Genomic DNA, 18,074 nt, shown 5'->3' with positions numbered 1-18,074 from the left:
GACTTCTCCCTTCCTATTCAAATGAACTGGTTATGTAGGATCGACGGAAAGCATCTTAATAGCCTCATCCAGTGATTGATCGATAGCCAGTGGTGAGTAGGTAAACCAAGGATCGGCCTTGATGAAATACATTTTGTGGTTTTTGACAGCCGGGAGATTTTTCCACAGTGCACTTTGCTCAATTTGCTTAAGCATTCCGTCCTTGCTCGCTTCATCATAAACCAGCATAATAATTCGGTCTCCTGACAGTTCAGGTAGCTTTTCCATTGAAATAACATCATAAACATAATTAAATCTCGGGTCCTTTGCGAGCTTCTGACGTATGTACTCTGGAGGATTCAATTCCAGTGAACGGTAGATGACATGTCCTACATTTCGCGCCCCGTACACTCTTAGCACGTCCTTACCGTAGGTCATATAAATGGTAATCGTTTCATCCTTTTTGAATTTTCCAGCCAGCTTCTTTCGACCTTCTTCAGCCTTTTTGTCGAAACTAGCGATCCATTGCTCGGCTTCCTTGTCCTTACCCAGCACGGCTGCGACATCTCGAAGTTGCTTAAATACATCCCCATCTCCAAACGAAACGGCTACAGTTGGAGCAATTTTCTCCAGCTGCTCTTTTACTTCTGGCGGGGTATCTTCTGTTGCTATGATCAGGTCAGGTTGTAGCTCCAGTACCTTTTCCACATTCGTCGGGTTTCCGATATCAGCAATCCCGTCAATCTTTCCTTTCAAATAGTCGCCTTCTAACACATGAGAAGCAACCCCTACTGGCTTAACACCTAAAGCCAGCATCGCATCTAAGTATTGTGTCGTGACGACTCGCTGTGGATTTGCAGGAATACTGATCTTTTTGCCAGTGGCATCAACATATTCACGCATAGCAACCGATTTTGATTGCCCGTTAAGGGTATCCGTTCCACTCTTTTCATTGGTTTGGTTGTTACTAGCTGTGCTTCCGCATGCAGCCAATACAACCATCAAAAAAACGCCAAGACCAAGCATGATTCCCCATTTTAAGCTGTACTCTTGTTGCACAATATACGTCCTCCCTAGATATCTGTCTTTATAAAATGATAGTGATTCTCATTATCATACAATTGTTATTCTATCTTTTACCATCCTTTCTTACAATACAAAAATTAAAAACTTCCATTTATGTGTATAAATCGTCTGGGTAGAATAGCCAAAAAAAGGACTGATGCGCATTACAGCATCAGCCCGAAAAGCTTAATATGTTGGGTTCAAACGCCCGTTTTATTTCGATTGATCCACTAACTCCAGCTTAGCGGGAATGGATGTTTTCACGGTTTTACCTTGAAGTACATCCTTGGCTGCCTGTACCGCCAATTGACCAATCAGCTCGGGTTGCTGAGCCACGGTGGCAGTCAGCTTCCCTTCCTTAATTGATTTGAGCGCATCCTCGTTACCATCAAAGCCAATGACTGGAATATTCTTACCAGAGCTTTGAATGGCTTCAATGGCTCCCAACGCCATTTCATCATTGTGGGCAAATACAGCCTGAACATCCGGGTTGCCTTGCAGCAGATTTTCCATCACATTCAAACCTTTGGTCCGATCAAAATCGGCCGATTGTTTGGCTATGACTTTCAGATCCTTATCTGCTACTTCATGGAAGCCTTTCCCACGTTCGCGGGTAGCCGATGCGCCTGGGACGCCTTCCAGTTCAATGACCTTGGCACCTTTTCCGACTTGATCAATCACGTATCTGGCAGCCATCCGTCCTCCCTCGACATTGTCCGAAGCGACAAGTGCTTTTACATCTCCTTTGTCAGCAGATCGGTCCAGTGTAATAACCGGGATGTTCAAAGCATTCGCTGACTGCACGACAGTTGAGATAGCTGACGAATCTGTCGGGTTAATGAGTAATGCGTTCACTCCCTGCTGGATCAGATCATCCACGTCATTACTTTGTTTTGCAGAATCATTTTGTGCATCGACCACAATAACCTGCAATCCTTGTTTTTTGGCCTCTGCAACAACTCCGTCTTTAAGAGAAACAAAGAATGGATTATTCAATGTTGAGATCGACAAGCCGATTTTAATATCCTTCAGGTCTGCAGTCGCTTTAGGCTTCGCCCATTCGGGCGGCTCCAGGGAACACCCTGTCATGAGCAGGAGCAGTAAGGCAGTCATGATTAATGTAAGCTTTTTCATATTTGTGTGTCTCCTTCTATGCAGATTAGGTGTATTATGCGGATTTTTTACGGTCAATCAATACTGCAATAGCAATAACGATCCCTTTTACAACCATTTGGTAAAAAGAGTTAACCCCCAGCAAATTCAAGCCGTTGTTTAGAGTACCGATGATAAGTACACCAATTAATGTACCTACGATTCGTCCGCGTCCTCCCGAAAGGCTTGTTCCACCTAATACGACAGCCGCAATGGCATCCAATTCATAAGAAGTACCCGCTGTCGGCTGCGCCGAGTTCAAACGTGAAGTCAAGATAGCTCCCGCCAATGCGGAAAGCATTCCGGCCAATGAGTAGATCCAAATTTTTACACGTGGTACTTTAATACCAGATACAATCGAAGCCTTCTCGTTACCGCCGATGGCATACGTTTTACGTCCGAATGGTGTTTTATGCAAAATGATCCACAGGACAGCAAAGGTAATGAGCATCGTAATCGCTGGAACCGGAATACCAAACTGATAGCCACGACCGAATAATTGAAATACCAGACTGTCTCCGAGCCCCGTAATAGGGTTACCGTTGGTATAAACTAAGGTTAATCCTCTAAAAATAGTCATGGTTGCGAGTGTCGCGATAAACGGAGCCATTTTACCTTTCGTAATCATTAAGCCGTTGACCATCCCCATCACGCCACCCAATGCACAACCAATAATAATTGCCAAAATCGGATCAAAGCCGGCCAGCATCATATTTGCGACAAACGCACTGGATAGTGCTAATATGGAACCGACGGACAAGTCAATTCCACCTGTGAGAATAACGAAGGTCATACCGAACGCGATCAATGCATTAATAGATACCTGGCGCAACAAATTCAAAATATTAAGCGGTTCCAAAAAACTGGGATTTAAGGCCGATACAATGATCACCAAAATAATGAGTCCCAACAATGGGCCAAGCTTCTGTGTGATTTGTGATATTTGAATGCCTTTGCTACCTTTTGCTTCATTCTTAGTTGTCATATTACTGTCCTCCTGTAGCTAGCGTCATAATATTTTCTTGTGTGGCTTCTTCCCTGTTCAGCTCTCCGCTGATCTTTCCCTCGTGAACCACGACAATACGATCACTCATGCCAAGTACCTCGGGAAGTTCTGAGGATACCATGATAATTGCGACTCCACGTTCGGTCAGCTCGTTCATCAACTGGTAGATTTCCCGTTTGGCTCCCACATCCACGCCTCTTGTCGGTTCATCAAGAATGAGCACATTGGGACCAATACCCACCCATTTGGCAATGACCACCTTTTGCTGATTGCCGCCTGACAAACTGCCAACCGTTGCTTCGGCTGATTGGGTTTTAATTTGTAAGCGCTTAATTAATGTATTAACAAAATCCATCTCTTTTTTGCCTGAAATAAATCCTTTTGATGTAAAACTGAACAGATTCGTCAGCACCATGTTTTCCCGAATGGAAAAATCCAGCACTAAGCCCTCATCTTTTCGGTCTTCTGTAATGAAGCCAATCCCTAGTTTCACTGCATCATCTGGCTTGCGAATAGACACCTTTTTCCCACGTACGTGTATCTCACCACTATCCAAAGCATCCAGTCCAAATAACGACCGCATGATCTCGGTCCGTCCCGAACCCATCAAGCCCGAAAAACCTACGATTTCCCCAGAGCGCACAGTAAAATTCACATTTTCAAATAGACCTTTATGCGATGCGTTTTTGACCTCTAGCACCACTTCTCCCAAAGCAGGCGTTCTTACCGGGTAGCGTTCAGTCAGCTCTCTGCCAACCATTTTCCGTACAACCTCGTCAAAATTCGTATCAGGGATTGCTTGAGTATCTACGGTTTTCCCATCACGCATAATGGTAATCCGATCACAGATTGCGAATATCTCCTCCATCCGATGGGAAATATACACGATTGAAACACCATCTTTTTTCAAGGAAGTAATAACCTCAAACAGCTTTTGTATTTCCCGTTCGGTTAAGGCTGCTGTCGGCTCATCCATTACGATCACTTTAGCATCCGTCATGAGTGCTTTGGCTATTTCAATCATTTGTTGTTGACCCACTGAACACTCGCCTGCTTCACCGTTCAAAGGAAGATTTACTGAAAGCTTGCTAAATTGCTCATTTGCTAGCGCTTTCATTTTAGAGCTATCTAGTAATCCCCACTTGGAAGTCATCTCCTTGCCGATAAACAGATTTTCCAGTACCGTCATCTCCGGCCACACATTCAGTTCCTGGTGAATAAAAGCAATCCCTTTTTGCTCCGCTTCCTTGGGGTTGGCAAAATAGGTTTCCTGACCGTCAATGATGATCGTTCCCTCATCGCGTCGATGCAGTCCGATTAAAATATTCATCAGCGTTGATTTGCCTGCACCATTTTCACCCATGAGGGCATGTACTTCTCCTTCACGGAGATCAAAGTCAACACCACTTAGGACCTGATTGGTTCCAAAGGCTTTGTGAATTCCTTTCATTTGAATCTGCATGCTGTCCCCCCCTTTTCATTCCACACTGATTTATCCAAAATGAACTCCTGCCTGTAAAATACAATTGGCAAACGGCGTAGCCTCTCCTGTACGAATGACAGCTTTGGCTTGTCGGGTTAATGCCTTAAATTGTTCATGTGAGCAAAACTCAATGACGGCAGTCGGCTCAATAATCTGTGAATGCTCTAGTTGCTCCCCTGCAAAGGTGCGCATAATATACTGCAATGCTTGTTCATTTTCTTGTTTGATTTCTTCGGCTAATGTTACTTTTTCAATCACCATGTCTGCCGCAATGACATCAACAACATCCTGAAAGGAGGGAACCCCCAGTTTCAACGCCAAATCAATTTTGGTAACGCCTTCAGGAACTGGTAAGCCGGCATCAGCCACGACAATAAAGTCCGTGTGGCCAAGATCCGCTAGTATTTTGGATATGTGACTGTTTAGAATTCCATGTTTCTTCATTATAATTGCTCCTCCACTTCACGACGGGTTGGCATTCCGCCTTGCGCTCCAAATTTGGTAACGGACAATGACGCAGCCCGATTAGCAAATTTCACACTGTCTGCCAGCGATTTTCCTTCAGCCAGTGCCACCGCAAATGCAGCGTTGAAAGTATCACCTGCACCTGTTGTATCAACGGCTTCTACCTTGTAAGTAGGAACCACAACTTCCTGTTCTCCGTCGAAAAACCGTACACCGTTGCTGCCTTCAGTTACAATCAGCTTATTTGGATATTTGCGCAACGCTTCTTGAAGACTCATGTTCTTAAACATGATGGCAGCTTCATGCTCGTTTGGCGTAATGTAGGTTGCATTGGCAATTACACTTTCTTCCACCTCACGAGCTGGAGCTGGATTCAGCAACAATGGTACCTGATACTTCGCACAAATTTCGCTTACATAGACAATTGTCTCTGGCGGTATTTCCTGTTGAATTAACACAATATCCGAATTTCGAATGACATCAAGCGCTTCTTCCACGTAAGCGGGTGTAACTTCATTATTTGCTGCTTTTACCACGACGATACTGTTATCACCCTCGGCCAGTACAATGTGCGCTGTACCGCTTTCCATATGTGTAACCGGTTTCACATAGTCAATATGAACATGATTTTCTTCAAAATTGCGTAAAATCTGTTGTCCAAAATGGTCATCCCCTACACGTCCAATCATCTTAACGTCCGCGCAGAGTCGTGCTGCGGCTACTGCCTGATTGGCTCCTTTACCTCCAGGCACGGTTGTAAAGCTTTCTCCTAATACGGTTTCACCAGCACCGGGACGCTTGGATGAAGTCACTACGAGGTCCATCGAACTGCTTCCGATAACCGAAATTTTAGCCATGATGATCCACCTTTCTCGTCGTTTCCCGTTCGATAAATTTGACGGGCAATTGTATGCTTGAATAGGTAAGTACTTTCGAATGAAGATTAGGTACACTTGTTTTCGTTGCTTGCACTTGCTCAATTAACTGAATGAGCAAACCTGCCGCCTCCCAGCCCATTTCATAAGCAGGCTGTCGGATCGTTGATAATGGCGGAAATAACAAGCTGCTTAATGGTATATCATCAAACCCGATTATTTGAACATCTTCCGGGATTTTCTTTCCTAATCTATGTGCCTCATGCATCACCGCTGTAGCTACAATATCGTTACTAGCAATCACTCCGTCCGTATCCGGATACTTGCTGAACAGCTCTTTGGCCCACGATTCAGCCTCCTTGAACGAAAAAGACGTTGTCTCGACGACATGGTAAGCAATACCGGAATGCTGAAGCTCTTCCACCGCCCCGCGAAAACGATCTTGTGCTGGACGAATATGAGCAGGCCCCTGCATAACTGTAATTTGTCTGCTGCCACGGGCAACCATGGCCTGAGCAGCCAAGCGGCCGCCATGAGCTCCATCCGCATAAACGGAGAGACTATCACTGGAAGTCCGGTCGAGAAAAACGACTGGTATTTTCAGTTTGGCGTAACAGTCGGCAGCAGGGTCATTGGTAGATGAAATAACCCCAACAACATTATTCTGAACAAAAGTATCCATGTAATCTAATTCTTTTTGGCGATCTTCATCACTATTACCAAAAATAATCCGAAAATCATTTTCCTGCATTCGATCCTCCACCCCACGAGCCAACAAGGGAAAGTAAGGGTTCGTAATATCCGGCAGCAGCAGGCCGATTAATCTGGATTTCTTTTTATACAGAGAACGTGCAACTTCATTAGGCTTGTAATTTAGCTGCTTCACTGCAGCTTCAACCTTCCGCCGTGTATCCTCGTGGACATATCCGGTTTCATTAATAACTCTGGATACGGTCGCTACGGAAACACCTGCAAAACTTGCTACCTGCTTAATTGTTGTCATAATGTAGGTTCAACTCCAATTGTGTAACCGGTTACACATATAAAATATCATAGCATTTATTTTTTGACAAGCATTAATTATTTGCACGTCGAAAGCATTAGCCGTATAATTCATTTTGTAACTGATGAAGTTTCACCTTTTTTACTTACACTAAAGTAGGCAGATTCACTCCCAGTTGCTCAATAAAATATGTATACATGGAGGCATTTCCTGATGAATATCGAAGTTTGGTCTGATTATATGTGTCCGTTCTGTTATATCGGCAAACGCCGTTTGGAGCAAGTTTTACAGCAGTTCCCACACCATGATGAGGTTCAATTGACATTTAAGAGTTTTGAATTGAACCCTAATGCTGTGAAAGATAGTGGTAAAACGATTAATGAAGAACTATCAGCAAAATATGGTGTCAGTCTGCAAGAGGCTCATGCCATGAATGATCGCATGACCGAAAATGCTCGTTCTGCGGGTCTGGACTACAATATTCATGCCATGGTGCCGACAAACTCTCTCGATGCTCACCGCCTAACGCATTGGGCTCACACACAAGGCAAAATGTTGGAATTGAGCGAGCGTTTATTTCAGGCTGTCTTCATGGAAGGCAAGCATACCGGGGAACATGAAGTGCTGGCAGCGTTGGCAGCCGAGGTGGGTTTGGATCATAACGAAGCCGCTGCTATTTTAGCCAGTGACCGCTTTACCAACGAAGTTAGAGCTGATGAAGCTGAAGGCGCTAAGTTAGGCGTTCAGGGTGTGCCATTCTTTGTATTTGATCGAAAATTTGCTGTTTCTGGTGCTCAGCCGGAAGAGGTATTTCACGATGCGCTTCAAAAAGCATGGGATGAACGTTCACCTTTTACTATGATTAGCGGCAGCTCGTCCAAACAAGATGCAGCTGGTGTATGTACCGATGACGGTTGCGAGCTTCCAAGCCGTGAGAGCTGATCAGTCAATAAATTAAACCTCTCTCTAAATAACTTATGAAAAAGCGTACCAGCACCAATTACAGCTGATGCGGCACGCTTCTTTATTTTTTTATAATGATTTAATCATTCCGCCGTCCACAAGAATGGTGCTGCCAGTCAAATAGGATGAAGCCGATGATGCCAGAAAAGCAACGACTTTACCGAACTCTTCTGGCTCTCCATACCGTCCCAACGGAATGCCCTCTTCTGCTTGTTTGCGAACTTGATCCGTCGTTTGGTGAGATTTTTCAGCTCGATGCTCGTCCAAGCTGCGTACGCGATCGGTTGCAATTCTCCCTGGTGCTACAGTATGTACCAGAATATTGTAAGGGGCTAATTCCATAGACAAAGTTTTCGCCAATCCGGCGACCCCAGTACGTAGTGTGTTAGAAATAATCAGGCCCGGAATCGGTTGCTTAACTGATGAGGAGGCGATGTTTAAAATTCTACCGCTTTGTTGTTTTTTCATATAGGGTAACACCTCACGGATCAACCGGATATGACTAAGTAAATTTTGCTCAAAGGCCTGCATCCATACTTCATCTGTAAAATCATCAAAGGTGCCCGCAGGAGGGCCACCCGCATTGTTAACCAAAATATCGACGGTGCCAAACCAATCAACTGTACGGCGGATGGCCTGGGAGATATGTTCAGGTTTGGTTACATCACAAACTACATATTCAACGCGACCACTCGCTGTTTCCCGTAATTCGGCTTGCGTCCGCTGAAGCTCTGCTTCATTTCGTCCCGAAATAACTACATTTGCACCTTCACGTGCCAATTCGCGTGCACTTGCTTTGCCAAGTCCTTTACTGGAACCTGCAACAAAGGCTGCTTTTCCCGTTAATCCTAAATCCATTTATGATGACACTCCCTTTTCTGAGACTTCTCTATTTAATTGTACACATGACCAGAACATAATGCGAATAGCTCGGTACAAAATAGCAAAACAAAAAGGGACCTGACATTCAGCCAGGCGCCCTTTCTGTATACACCATTTTTGTTGACAGCACGTTATAATGCTTCAGATGTTGTTGCCTGCTCATATACAACAACAGACTGGCTCTCAGGCACCCATTTAACATTTGCTCCCAAAGCCTCTCCGATTACCCTTACAGGTACCATTGTTGTTCCATCCACTATGGATGCTGGCTGCTCGATAGAATATGGCTGGCCGTTAATGTAGGCTTTGGCGCTATTCACGAATAATTTGACGGACACACCGTTACGCGTGACAGTAACAGCCTTTTCTTTCGGATCCCAGGAAACCTTGGCATTCAGAGCTTCGGAAGCTGTTCTAAACGGAACAAGTGTGGTGCCATTGCGGTTAATCGGTTCGGCATCGTATTTTTCACCATTCACGAACAGCTTCATACCTGATGACCGTCCAGTCTTCCTCGAGAATAAATCCAGCTTTTTGTAGCTTTCCAGATTGGACACATCAGCCAATACTGCCTCTTCCTGCATGTAAACGGCATCTGTTACATTTCCGTTTTCAGCTAGTAGCTCTGCAGCCTTAGTTAGTGCTGTGTCAGAATTTCGGATCAATTCAAGTTCAGTTACCTGCTCCGGGGTCAAACGTTCCGGGTATTTTGTAAGCAACAGATTCGCAATAACCGCTCCTGCCGGCTTATCTTTTGTATTTTCTACCGCTTGAAGCAGACCATTGTACCCGTTGTGTCCCTTGCGACCTTTTTGGTCTTTGGACTCCCCGTATGTATCATCCGTTACTGCAACAGGGGTATTCTTTTTGATTTCGTCGTGTTTATCTTTTTTGCTGCTCTTTTCATTCCGGTCTTTATCAGACGCCTTTGCTTCCTGTTTGTTCTCCTGACCATTTCCGCGCCCCTGCTTGGCTTCGGCGGTTCCCGCTGCCAGTCCCAAGACCAGTATACACGCTAATAATGCTGTCCATGTGTTTCTCATGATGCGATTCCTCCTTATAGTAAAAGACCAGGTTTAAATGTAACCTACATATATTAACGGCTACTATAAGCTAAATATGAAGCTCTTTTTTTCTAGTGTTGCATTTTTAGGGGCTGATGGCTAATCCAATATAATAAATTTTATTATGCGCGAATCTGTTTCCACAGTATAATGGAAAATGCAAATGCATTTTAAAGATTAACCTTTCCATTCGCATAATAGAAAGAAGAGGAGACAGACATGTTCGGCACCATTCTTTTAGACGTTGTTTTACCTATTTTTGTCCTTATCGGTTTTGGCTGTATCATGCAATATTATTTCCGACTGGATTTGTATACCTTAGCTAAAATTAATTTTTACTATATCACCCCTGCAGTTGTGTTTACCGGTCTTTATAACTCTGAAATTTCTTTAATCCTCATGGGTGAAGTCTCACTTTTTTATGCCTTGTACATAGCTATTTTGTACGTAATCAGCACTACCGTTGCCAGATCTCTGAAATACAGCCCCGGCATGCGTGGAGCTTTTACAAATAGTGTAATGCTTGATAATTCAGGAAATTATGGTCTACCAATTAATCAGTTGGTGTTTAAAGGTGATCCGTTGGCTATTTCCGTCCAAGCTCTGATTATGACTTTTCAAAGCTTTGTTACATTTACATACGGTACTTTTGTTGTACAAAATGGTAAGGCCAATACACGAAAAATTTTAATTAATTTTTTGAAAATGCCTGTGCCCTACGCGCTTGTGCTGGGCTTGCTCCTGAATCTACTGCACAGTCCATTGCCTAATTTGCTGGCTGAGCCTCTAAACTATATTAGCCATTCGATGGTCGCAGTGGCTCTACTTACTTTGGGAGCACAAATTGTGCAGTACCCTTTTCATTTGCGCCGGACAGCCGTGTATATCAGTATGGTATTACGCCTGATTGCAGGTCCAATAGTTGGTTTTATGCTCGTGTTCTTCCTAGGTCTTAAGGGGATTCCCGCTCAAGCATTGCTCATTGCGTCAGGTATGCCTACCGGCGTTAATACAAGTATTTTGGCGGAAGAATATAAAAATGAACCTGATTTTGCAGCACAGACAGTATTACTTTCTACGATTGTGAATGTCATTACGATGACCCTGTTAATTTCAATATCCCGTCATCTTACTTGAGGTGTATGATAAATATAAACTTGATTTATGACGCTTTTTGTCTGAGGACAGGAGCGTTTCTTTTTCAACAAAAAAAGAACATACGTTCTTGTTCTTATCTTTTTTTCTGTTTGAAGTGGTGTGTTGTGTTATGTAGATGGTATGCGAGAAGGATCTTTTTCTATTATGAATTTTTCATATAGTGAAATAGTTATGTGTTTGAATTCAAACCTCTGCTGATTGCTGTTTTTAACTTGAACTTCTTTTATTTTTAGATAAGAATGAGGAGAACTAATTCCTCAAAAAATAAAGCCAGCTCGCTCATTAGAGTGGCTGACTTTAGAGTATTTTTATGAAGATTTAGGGCTCAATTCCCCATTGCTTGATCCCAGACAGGTAAGCGGTTATTTTAGTAGAATCTTGTAAGCTGTTTGCTGTGGGGTTAAAGGAATAATCATCAGTCTGTGTATAATTGCTCCAATCCGCTTTGGATATCCGGGTTTGTAGCTCAACACTCTGACCAGGCTCTAAAGAACCCGCTGCCGACTTAAAACCAATTTCCGCATAAGAATCTGCACTTGGCTTTGCATTGGTTAACGCTTTGAAGTTAGCAATCACATTCTCTGTACCGATGCTTGACCAATCTGTAAAGAAGTTCTGCGATTTCTCACCGTTAATGGTGTAATAATAACGCAATGTCACGTCTGCTAGGGAAACGGGTGAGCTTCCTGTATTAGTTATTTTAAACTTGGAGCTGATCGTATTACTTGTTGCAGATATATTCCCATTGAAAGATTGCACCTTCAGAGCGCCCTCGCCTGTTCCCGGCTCACTTGGCGTATCCCCTTTTACCGTAATCGTGAACAACGCATCATTGCCTGTACTAAAATGGAAGTTAAGCGTTGTCTCTCCTTTGGGAAGTTTAGATAAATACTTGTTGGTAAGAATGACTGTTTCTCCACTAACCGTATAATCTTCACCTTTGCTCAGTGTCACGCTTCCTTGCTTGATCGCATCTAGTGTATTACCGTTAAGTGTAAGCTTTACAGTAATATCGCTATTGCCGTTAGCCACTCCATAGGTTGCAGCTGTCGGTGTAATACTTGCTTGCCCGGTCGAAGGCTGATCCCCCCCTACACGATCTGCCACCAGAATGCCGCGACCATTCGTTCCCAGATAAGCACGTCCGTAAACCCGAGGATCCCCAATAATGGTGGTCACACGAGCATATTGATGCTTGTCATCATTAATGCGTACCCAGTTTGCGCCAGTATCATCCGAGCGATAGAATCCACGTGTACCGTCAATTTTACCAACGATAAACACTGCTGCATTGGTGCGATTGGGTGCTGCTTTGCCAAAGCCTACAAAATCCGCCTCCTGTACATGATCAAGCTTGGTGAATGTAACACCTGAATCCTTGGAATGCCATAAGCCGTATGGCCCTCCGTCCTCGGATCCTCCAGCAAACCACACATCCCCTTCCGCTCCTCGTACAGCACCAATATCTGCATTCCCTACACTTGGCAAACCAGTAACTGTGGATGCTGTGAAGGATGCGCCTCCATCAACACTTACATATATTTTTCCAGCAGCAAACGCGTAGTATTTGTTAGAATTTACTCGGTCAGAGGCGATCTTTGCATTGGCTGGTATTCCCGTGCTTGCTGTCCATGAGTTTCCTCCGGTTTTGGAATAAAATACACCTTTGTCCGATGTACTCCACAGCAATCCATTACCATTTGCCGCAACAGCGATGCTGCCTCCTCCTGCTGTACCAGAAGGCTCGCTATTTGCTTTGTACCAGTTTGCTCCGCCATCATTGGAAAATCCGATGGATTTGGCATTTGGATCTTTTTTATAGTCTGCTTTACCCACCCGAGCCATAAAAGAAGGGTTCAGCTCGGCATAATCAATGCTTTCGCTGCTTGTAAAGGTTGGATTATCCAGCATTTTAGCGGGAGCCTTGAACAGATCATCATGTCTGAATCCGGAAACATCACCCACTGCACTCACTAGAGGAGCTCCAGTAGGAGGGCTCACCAGATCCAAAATCGCCGTTTCCTCTATCCCTTTAGCGGCTACCGAGATGTCCAGCTTATCTCCCTTGTCCCAATTGGTCAGATTTTTAGAGCCATATATCGTAGCCCCTGTGCCATACAGTATATGATCTGAGTTAAGTGGATCTATCTCAAGATCTCCAATCATCCACCCTAGCTTGGGCGATACTTCTGGCGGAGCAGGGTTGGCATTGAAAGTCAGCCAAGGCGCACCGGATATATCCAGATTGTATTTGAGCTTACGAGACGGGTAACCGACGAATTCCCAAATAGGGCTCCAGGTTGCTCCACTATCAGTACTGCGGTAAATCGTTTCATCTGGCCACCAGGCATTCAACGTTGCAACCATAAGGGTACCAGGCTTCTGGGCATCCACCGTCAGTCCACCATACCCAAAATGATTGTCCGCGCTGCTGCTGGCAACGGGGCTAATGTTAGTCCACTGTCCGCTGGCTGTATTCAATTTCCACAGTTCACCCTTTGTTCCGTCATATGGCCCAGCTCCATCGCTGTAAGAAATATACAGGTTGCCATCTGGTGATAAAACACCGTGATGTGGCAAATAACCTGTAGGCTGTCCTGCTACAGCAGACCAGGTTGTCCCGCCATCTGTACTGCGGTAGAGACTTTGCTTTTTGTCTGCGACACCCACATAGATGGTCTGTGTTGCTTTGCTGGAAGAGCCCGTTTTTTTGTCAAAGGTGATCCAGGCTAAACCGACAATATCACTGGTGTATTCATTTGAAGGGTCCTGTACATACGTCCCCGGATTCGGGAAACTGCTCACCTTACTCCAGGTTGCCCCGAAGTCGGAGCTTTTCCACAGTCCATTACCACTTCGAGCTCCGAAGAATAATATATTGTTTTTATTCGGGTCAATTGTCAGACGTTCACCCATCGAGCGTCCCGGCATATTGCCTCCTACCTTAAAGGGAAGCTTCGTAGTCTGCCACGTATTACCCTTGTCGGTGGAGCGCATAATTTGCCCGTTATGTTTATCCCAGGAATTAGTATACGTACCTGTAGCTATATATACACGATTCGGATCCACAGGATCTGTGGCTAATGCGTCGACACCATTTTTGTTCCAATCTTCCCAGCCCACAGAATCGGTCAGCGGAATCCAGCTTTCATTGGCAGGATTCCAGCGGTAAGCTCCTCCAATATCTGTGCGGGCATAGATCAGATCTTTTTCCGTTTCATTAAAAATAATACCAGGTACAAAACCACCTCCACCACCTGTAACGACACTTTTCCAAGTATATTCGTCACTTGGAGCAGCATGAGTGGGTGCTATCATGCCTGTCCAGGAAGCACCCGCTACTACAAGCGCCAAACATGCAATTCTCAACCTGCTTTTTGTCTTAGTCAATGAATTCAACCTCCTTCTCTGTAATCATTTGAATTGGCAAGCCATTTTGAGCTAAAAGTAATCAGACAATTGCGGATTCATTCCTATCGTTATTATTCCATTCATCAATCAAACGAGCATTCTTTCAAGCTCACCTCCAGTATCCAATAGAAAGGCAACATCTAATTGATAGCGCTTACATAGATGTTTGCTCAATAGATTCGTCATCTTTCTCTCATTTCCTTGTGTGAAAAATCAAGATAATGTCATAGGATCTCTTGGTTGACTACTTGTAATATAAGAGTAAGCTTTCCCTTACCGTTGATACCTCTTATAATTTACTATAATGAATTTTTCATATAATGAATTATTTTCTTGTTTTTTATTCTACCTAGATGCCAAAATACTTTGATTTATAGCAAAAAACCGCGCTATGCGCGGTTCGAGCTTCCGTTAATGCTACGGCTAACCATTAAAAAATATAATTATTGCAAATATTCAAGCGCCAACGCTAGAAAAATATGTCCTGAGATGAGCAATGCGCGCTCATCAAAATCAAAGTGAGGATGGTGATGAGCAAAATGCGTTCGTTCATCCTCATTACGTGCACCCACATGAATAAAAGCTCCAGGTCGTTGCTCTAGATAATAGGCAAAATCCTCTGCTCCCATGACCGGTTTCAAGTCCATAAAAGCATCTGCCCCATACAGCCTGCTGACTAGCTCACGTACCCGTTCTGTTTCGGCCTCGGCATTCACCAGTGCAGGATAGCCATTCAAATAATCAATTTCGTATCCCGCATGATAAGCCTCCGTCAGACCTTTTACGATACTACGAATTTCGTTCTCGACTTCCTTGCGTACATCCTTATTAAACGTACGTACGGTCCCTTCGATTTTGGCTTTATCTGCAATCACATTAAAGGCAGTACCCGCTTGAAATACCCCAATCGTTAACACCGCTGATTCAATAGGGTCCACTCTGCGACTCACCACCTGCTGCAATCCGTTCACAATCTGACTGCCGATGACAATGGAATCCACTGTCTGATGTGGCCTGGCGCCATGTCCACCTTTGCCGTTGATCTGAATTGTGAAAGCATCGACTGCAGCCATTGCCGGACCACTCTTTAAACCAATTTTGCCCAGCGGGATCTCCGAGGAAAGGTGGATACCATATACTGCTTCCACCCCATCCAGACAACCATCCTCGATCATGAATTTGGCTCCGCCAGGCGGTTTTTCTTCGGCATGTTGAAAAATAAACACAAGCTTTCCCTTCAGTGTCTGACGGTGATGGCTTAACACTCGTGCGACTCCTAGCAGCGCAGCCGTATGACCATCATGTCCACAAGCATGCATAACACCAGGAACGGTCGATTTATAAGGCGCATCCTTTTCATCCTGAATAGGAAGTGCATCAAAATCAGCACGAAATGCAATCGTTCTACCTGGCTGGCCACCTTCTAAAAAACCGAGCACACCATTTCCACCGACATTCATTCTTACTTCAATACCAAAAGAGCGTAATTGATCGGCGATAAATGCAGATGTATTCGTTTCTTCAAAAGAAAGCTCTGGATGCTGATGCAGATGTCTTCTCCATGCAATCAGTTCTTGTTCACCATCTTTTAGTTCCTGAACCCATTTCTCCAGCATATTACCCTCTTTTCCTATTGAATTTATATACTTACATCCTTATCTTACCATAGATGATTCCAATAAGTTATATATGAATTAGCAAATAGCTTTATACCTGTGTTTATATAGTGTCAATGCAGCTTCTAATTGGAACGATCTATGGATAGAAGACTGTAATTAACAACAAAAAAAGCCGACAGAATATTCTCCTCGGCTCTTTTCTGATGATTTTCTATTATGAATTTTTCATGTATTGAAAAACTGACTTATATTTCCTCGCACTGGATGTGTCTGCTCCCTATACTCACCATTCGTATAGCTTCCAATTACCTTGCGCCAAAAGGATTGGGCTGGTCTATTCGTGCTCATCTGCGTCACCTTCCACCGCCCGTTAAAACGTCCAAACAGCTCATGAGCCGCCCATGTACCCACACCATTGTACCGATAAGGACGAAGTACAAAGAACTCAGCCATGTAATAGTCAGCTTCTCGATTGCTAGACATTCGGTCAACGAGTGCAAAGCCCACAGGAATATCCTGTCTCCAAATCAGAAAAGGTAGCTTCTGTTCGCCGCTCGTCCAGTATTGATACAAGTCTGGATAAGCCGGGAATGTTCCCTTCTCAGTGACATCAATTCGCAGATAGGCTGTAAAATCGTATAAGTAAAATTGCATGAGTTGGACAATAATGTCCTTCTGCGACTCTGGTACACTCTTTATGGACAGCTTCAATTCTGATTTGATATTATATCCCATACTTTCACCTCTCTTGGCGGTCAGCTTGTTCTTTACTTTGATTACTCCCATCCAGTGCTGTTCAAAATATGCTAAAATACATGTATTATGACCGGACGAGGTGGACCCTATGAATATACAAAAGATCATCGACCGGCGCAAACTGGATGAAAAGATGCCGGATCTGCCATGGTACGTACAGCAATTTATGGATTACAAGCTTCCCGACCTATCTCCCTCTACTTTGCTGGAATATGTACGGGATTACGAAGCTTTTTTTTCATGGCTTCGCTCGGAAGGCTTGTCTGCCGGAGAAGCGAATGCCCAAGTTACACTGGAAGAATTAGAGACACTTCATATGGATAGCATTACAGGCTTTCGCTTGTTCCTATCTACCAAACGCGAAGGCTCCAATTCCCGCATCACCATTTCACGTAAGTTGTCGTCCCTGCGTTCACTCTTTCATTACTTGAGTCAAATCGCTGAGGATGAAAACTTTTATCCGTTGCTCAAGCGCAATATTATGGCCAAAGTCGAAATTAAGCGCGTACATAAACCCAAGGATACAGCCGCCAAGCTCAAAGGAAAAATACTGGAAGAGGAAGAGCTGCTTGAATTTATCGGCTATATTTATGAAGGCTACGGACAAGATTTGGCTGATAACAAGCAAGCCCTATACTCCTATGAATTAAACAAGGAGCGGGATGCCTGTATCGCAAGTCTTATTCTGAACTCGGGGCTACGTGTATCCGAAATCGTCAACTTGAATCTGGATGATCTCGATATAAACAATAAATTACTGTATGTGTACCGGAAAGGAAATAACGATGAAACTTTTAAAACGCCAGTATATTTCCGCGAGCAGTCCAAAGATGATCTCGCACTTTATTTGTCCTTAAGACATACCCGTTATCGCGCTCCAAAAAAAGAAAAAGCTCTTTTTGTCGCACGTCCCAACGGCAGTACGGAGGGCAAACGGATGACTAAAAGAGCGATTCAAGCTATGATCATCAAATATGCCAAGCGGTTCGGCAAGCCCTATTTGACCGTTCACAAGCTTCGTCATTCCTTTGCTACTGACTATTATTTACAAAATGATATTTACAAAACCAAGGAACAGCTGGGTCACGCTTCGACTGAAACAACGGAAGTCTATGCCCACCTGACTGACAAAACGATGTCTCAGGCGATCGAACGGCGGCTAGAGACTCAGACTGACCCAGCCGATTAATGGC

Annotated in this window: 15 protein-coding genes; 3 read left to right on the top strand and 12 right to left on the bottom strand. The window is 44.1% G+C overall.

Annotated elements, in window-relative coordinates:
- Positions 1-30: 30 nt before the first annotated feature.
- From C0638_RS19865 to C0638_RS19835, 7 genes are all read right to left on the bottom strand, one after another.
- Entirely contained in the window at positions 31-1,038 is a 1,008-nt protein-coding gene (locus C0638_RS19865; RefSeq protein ID WP_102163720.1) for an ABC transporter substrate-binding protein, read from the bottom strand.
- A gap of 219 nt (positions 1,039-1,257) precedes the next feature.
- Entirely contained in the window at positions 1,258-2,178 is a 921-nt protein-coding gene (gene rbsB / locus C0638_RS19860) for a ribose ABC transporter substrate-binding protein RbsB (protein WP_013371406.1), read from the bottom strand.
- A 34-nt stretch (positions 2,179-2,212) separates the two neighbouring features.
- Positions 2,213-3,181 carry an ABC transporter permease subunit gene (locus C0638_RS19855; RefSeq protein WP_040103629.1) on the bottom strand — a complete coding sequence of 323 codons (969 nt, stop codon included), beginning with the start codon at positions 3,179-3,181 and terminating at the stop codon, positions 2,213-2,215.
- A 1-nt stretch (position 3,182) separates the two neighbouring features.
- Positions 3,183-4,664, bottom strand: coding sequence for a sugar ABC transporter ATP-binding protein (locus tag C0638_RS19850; protein ID WP_102163718.1), 1,482 nt, complete (start codon positions 4,662-4,664; stop codon positions 3,183-3,185).
- Positions 4,665-4,694: 30 nt separating this feature from the next.
- Positions 4,695-5,129, bottom strand: coding sequence for a D-ribose pyranase (rbsD, locus tag C0638_RS19845; RefSeq protein ID WP_025674544.1), 435 nt, complete (start codon positions 5,127-5,129; stop codon positions 4,695-4,697).
- Positions 5,129-6,007 (bottom strand): ribokinase, encoded by an 879-nt coding sequence (rbsK, locus tag C0638_RS19840; RefSeq protein ID WP_040103627.1) that lies wholly within the window; start codon positions 6,005-6,007, stop codon positions 5,129-5,131. Before rbsK ends, rbsD begins: the two co-directional genes overlap by 1 nt.
- Positions 6,000-7,028 carry a LacI family DNA-binding transcriptional regulator gene (locus tag C0638_RS19835; RefSeq protein WP_025674546.1) on the bottom strand — a complete coding sequence of 343 codons (1,029 nt, stop codon included), beginning with the start codon at positions 7,026-7,028 and terminating at the stop codon, positions 6,000-6,002. The genes rbsK and C0638_RS19835 overlap by 8 nt, the downstream gene beginning before the upstream one ends.
- A 213-nt stretch (positions 7,029-7,241) precedes the next feature.
- On the opposite strand from C0638_RS19835, the gene C0638_RS19830 reads away from it, so the two are divergent.
- The gene (locus C0638_RS19830; RefSeq protein WP_013371412.1) at positions 7,242-7,970 is read left to right on the top strand and encodes a DsbA family oxidoreductase; all 729 of its coding nucleotides are present in this window, start codon (positions 7,242-7,244) and stop codon (positions 7,968-7,970) included.
- A gap of 90 nt (positions 7,971-8,060) precedes the next feature.
- Here C0638_RS19830 and C0638_RS19825 read toward each other — a convergent pair whose 3' ends face one another.
- A complete protein-coding gene (locus C0638_RS19825; protein WP_040103625.1) occupies positions 8,061-8,849 on the bottom strand; it encodes an SDR family oxidoreductase in 789 nt (262 codons plus the stop codon).
- A gap of 155 nt (positions 8,850-9,004) precedes the next feature.
- Complete coding sequence (locus tag C0638_RS19820; RefSeq protein ID WP_102163716.1) at positions 9,005-9,916, bottom strand: copper amine oxidase N-terminal domain-containing protein; 912 nt, start codon at positions 9,914-9,916, stop codon at positions 9,005-9,007.
- Positions 9,917-10,156: 240 nt separating this feature from the next.
- Between C0638_RS19820 and C0638_RS19815 the strand changes: the two genes are divergently transcribed.
- Positions 10,157-11,074, top strand: a complete 918-nt coding sequence (locus tag C0638_RS19815) for an AEC family transporter (protein WP_013371415.1) — start codon at positions 10,157-10,159, stop codon at positions 11,072-11,074.
- Between the two features lie 339 nt (positions 11,075-11,413).
- Here the strand turns inward: C0638_RS19815 and C0638_RS19810 are convergent, their stop codons facing one another.
- The 3 genes from C0638_RS19810 to C0638_RS19800 form a co-directional block, all read right to left on the bottom strand.
- Complete coding sequence (locus tag C0638_RS19810; RefSeq protein WP_102163714.1) at positions 11,414-14,485, bottom strand: X2-like carbohydrate binding domain-containing protein; 3,072 nt, start codon at positions 14,483-14,485, stop codon at positions 11,414-11,416.
- A gap of 464 nt (positions 14,486-14,949) precedes the next feature.
- On the bottom strand, positions 14,950-16,122 hold the full coding sequence (locus tag C0638_RS19805) for a M20 metallopeptidase family protein (RefSeq protein ID WP_025674555.1): 1,173 nt from the start codon (positions 16,120-16,122) through the stop codon (positions 14,950-14,952).
- 228 nt (positions 16,123-16,350) lie between these two features.
- Positions 16,351-16,860, bottom strand: a complete 510-nt coding sequence (locus tag C0638_RS19800; RefSeq protein WP_025674556.1) for a GNAT family N-acetyltransferase — start codon at positions 16,858-16,860, stop codon at positions 16,351-16,353.
- A gap of 109 nt (positions 16,861-16,969) precedes the next feature.
- On the opposite strand from C0638_RS19800, the gene xerS reads away from it, so the two are divergent.
- Positions 16,970-18,070, top strand: coding sequence for a tyrosine recombinase XerS (gene xerS / locus C0638_RS19795; RefSeq protein WP_040103621.1), 1,101 nt, complete (start codon positions 16,970-16,972; stop codon positions 18,068-18,070).
- Positions 18,071-18,074 lie beyond the last annotated feature (4 nt).

The sequence above is a fragment of the Paenibacillus sp. lzh-N1 genome (genome assembly GCF_002872435.1).
GTDB classification, from domain to species: Bacteria; Bacillota; Bacilli; order Paenibacillales; family Paenibacillaceae; genus Paenibacillus; species Paenibacillus polymyxa_C.
The sequence above is the reverse complement of the archived record's forward strand: the minus strand, read 5'-3'. Positions and strand labels throughout refer to the sequence as shown.

Bases quoted from the DNA above. Each gene is read 5' to 3' on its own strand.
- rbsB (WP_013371406.1), bottom strand. From the start codon at position 2,178: ATGAAAAAGCTTACATTAATCATGACTGCCTTACTGCTCCTGCTCATG.
- C0638_RS19855 (WP_040103629.1), bottom strand. From the start codon at position 3,181: ATGACAACTAAGAATGAAGCAAAAGGTAGCAAAGGCATTCAAATATCA.
- C0638_RS19850 (WP_102163718.1), bottom strand. From the start codon at position 4,664: ATGCAGATTCAAATGAAAGGAATTCACAAAGCCTTTGGAACCAATCAG.
- rbsD (WP_025674544.1), bottom strand. From the start codon at position 5,129: ATGAAGAAACATGGAATTCTAAACAGTCACATATCCAAAATACTAGCG.
- rbsK (WP_040103627.1), bottom strand. From the start codon at position 6,007: ATGGCTAAAATTTCGGTTATCGGAAGCAGTTCGATGGACCTCGTAGTG.
- C0638_RS19835 (WP_025674546.1), bottom strand. From the start codon at position 7,028: ATGACAACAATTAAGCAGGTAGCAAGTTTTGCAGGTGTTTCCGTAGCG.
- C0638_RS19830 (WP_013371412.1), top strand. From the start codon at position 7,242: ATGAATATCGAAGTTTGGTCTGATTATATGTGTCCGTTCTGTTATATC.
- C0638_RS19825 (WP_040103625.1), bottom strand. From the start codon at position 8,849: ATGGATTTAGGATTAACGGGAAAAGCAGCCTTTGTTGCAGGTTCCAGT.
- C0638_RS19820 (WP_102163716.1), bottom strand. From the start codon at position 9,916: ATGAGAAACACATGGACAGCATTATTAGCGTGTATACTGGTCTTGGGA.
- C0638_RS19815 (WP_013371415.1), top strand. From the start codon at position 10,157: ATGTTCGGCACCATTCTTTTAGACGTTGTTTTACCTATTTTTGTCCTT.
- C0638_RS19805 (WP_025674555.1), bottom strand. From the start codon at position 16,122: ATGCTGGAGAAATGGGTTCAGGAACTAAAAGATGGTGAACAAGAACTG.
- C0638_RS19800 (WP_025674556.1), bottom strand. From the start codon at position 16,860: ATGGGATATAATATCAAATCAGAATTGAAGCTGTCCATAAAGAGTGTA.
- xerS (WP_040103621.1), top strand. From the start codon at position 16,970: ATGAATATACAAAAGATCATCGACCGGCGCAAACTGGATGAAAAGATG.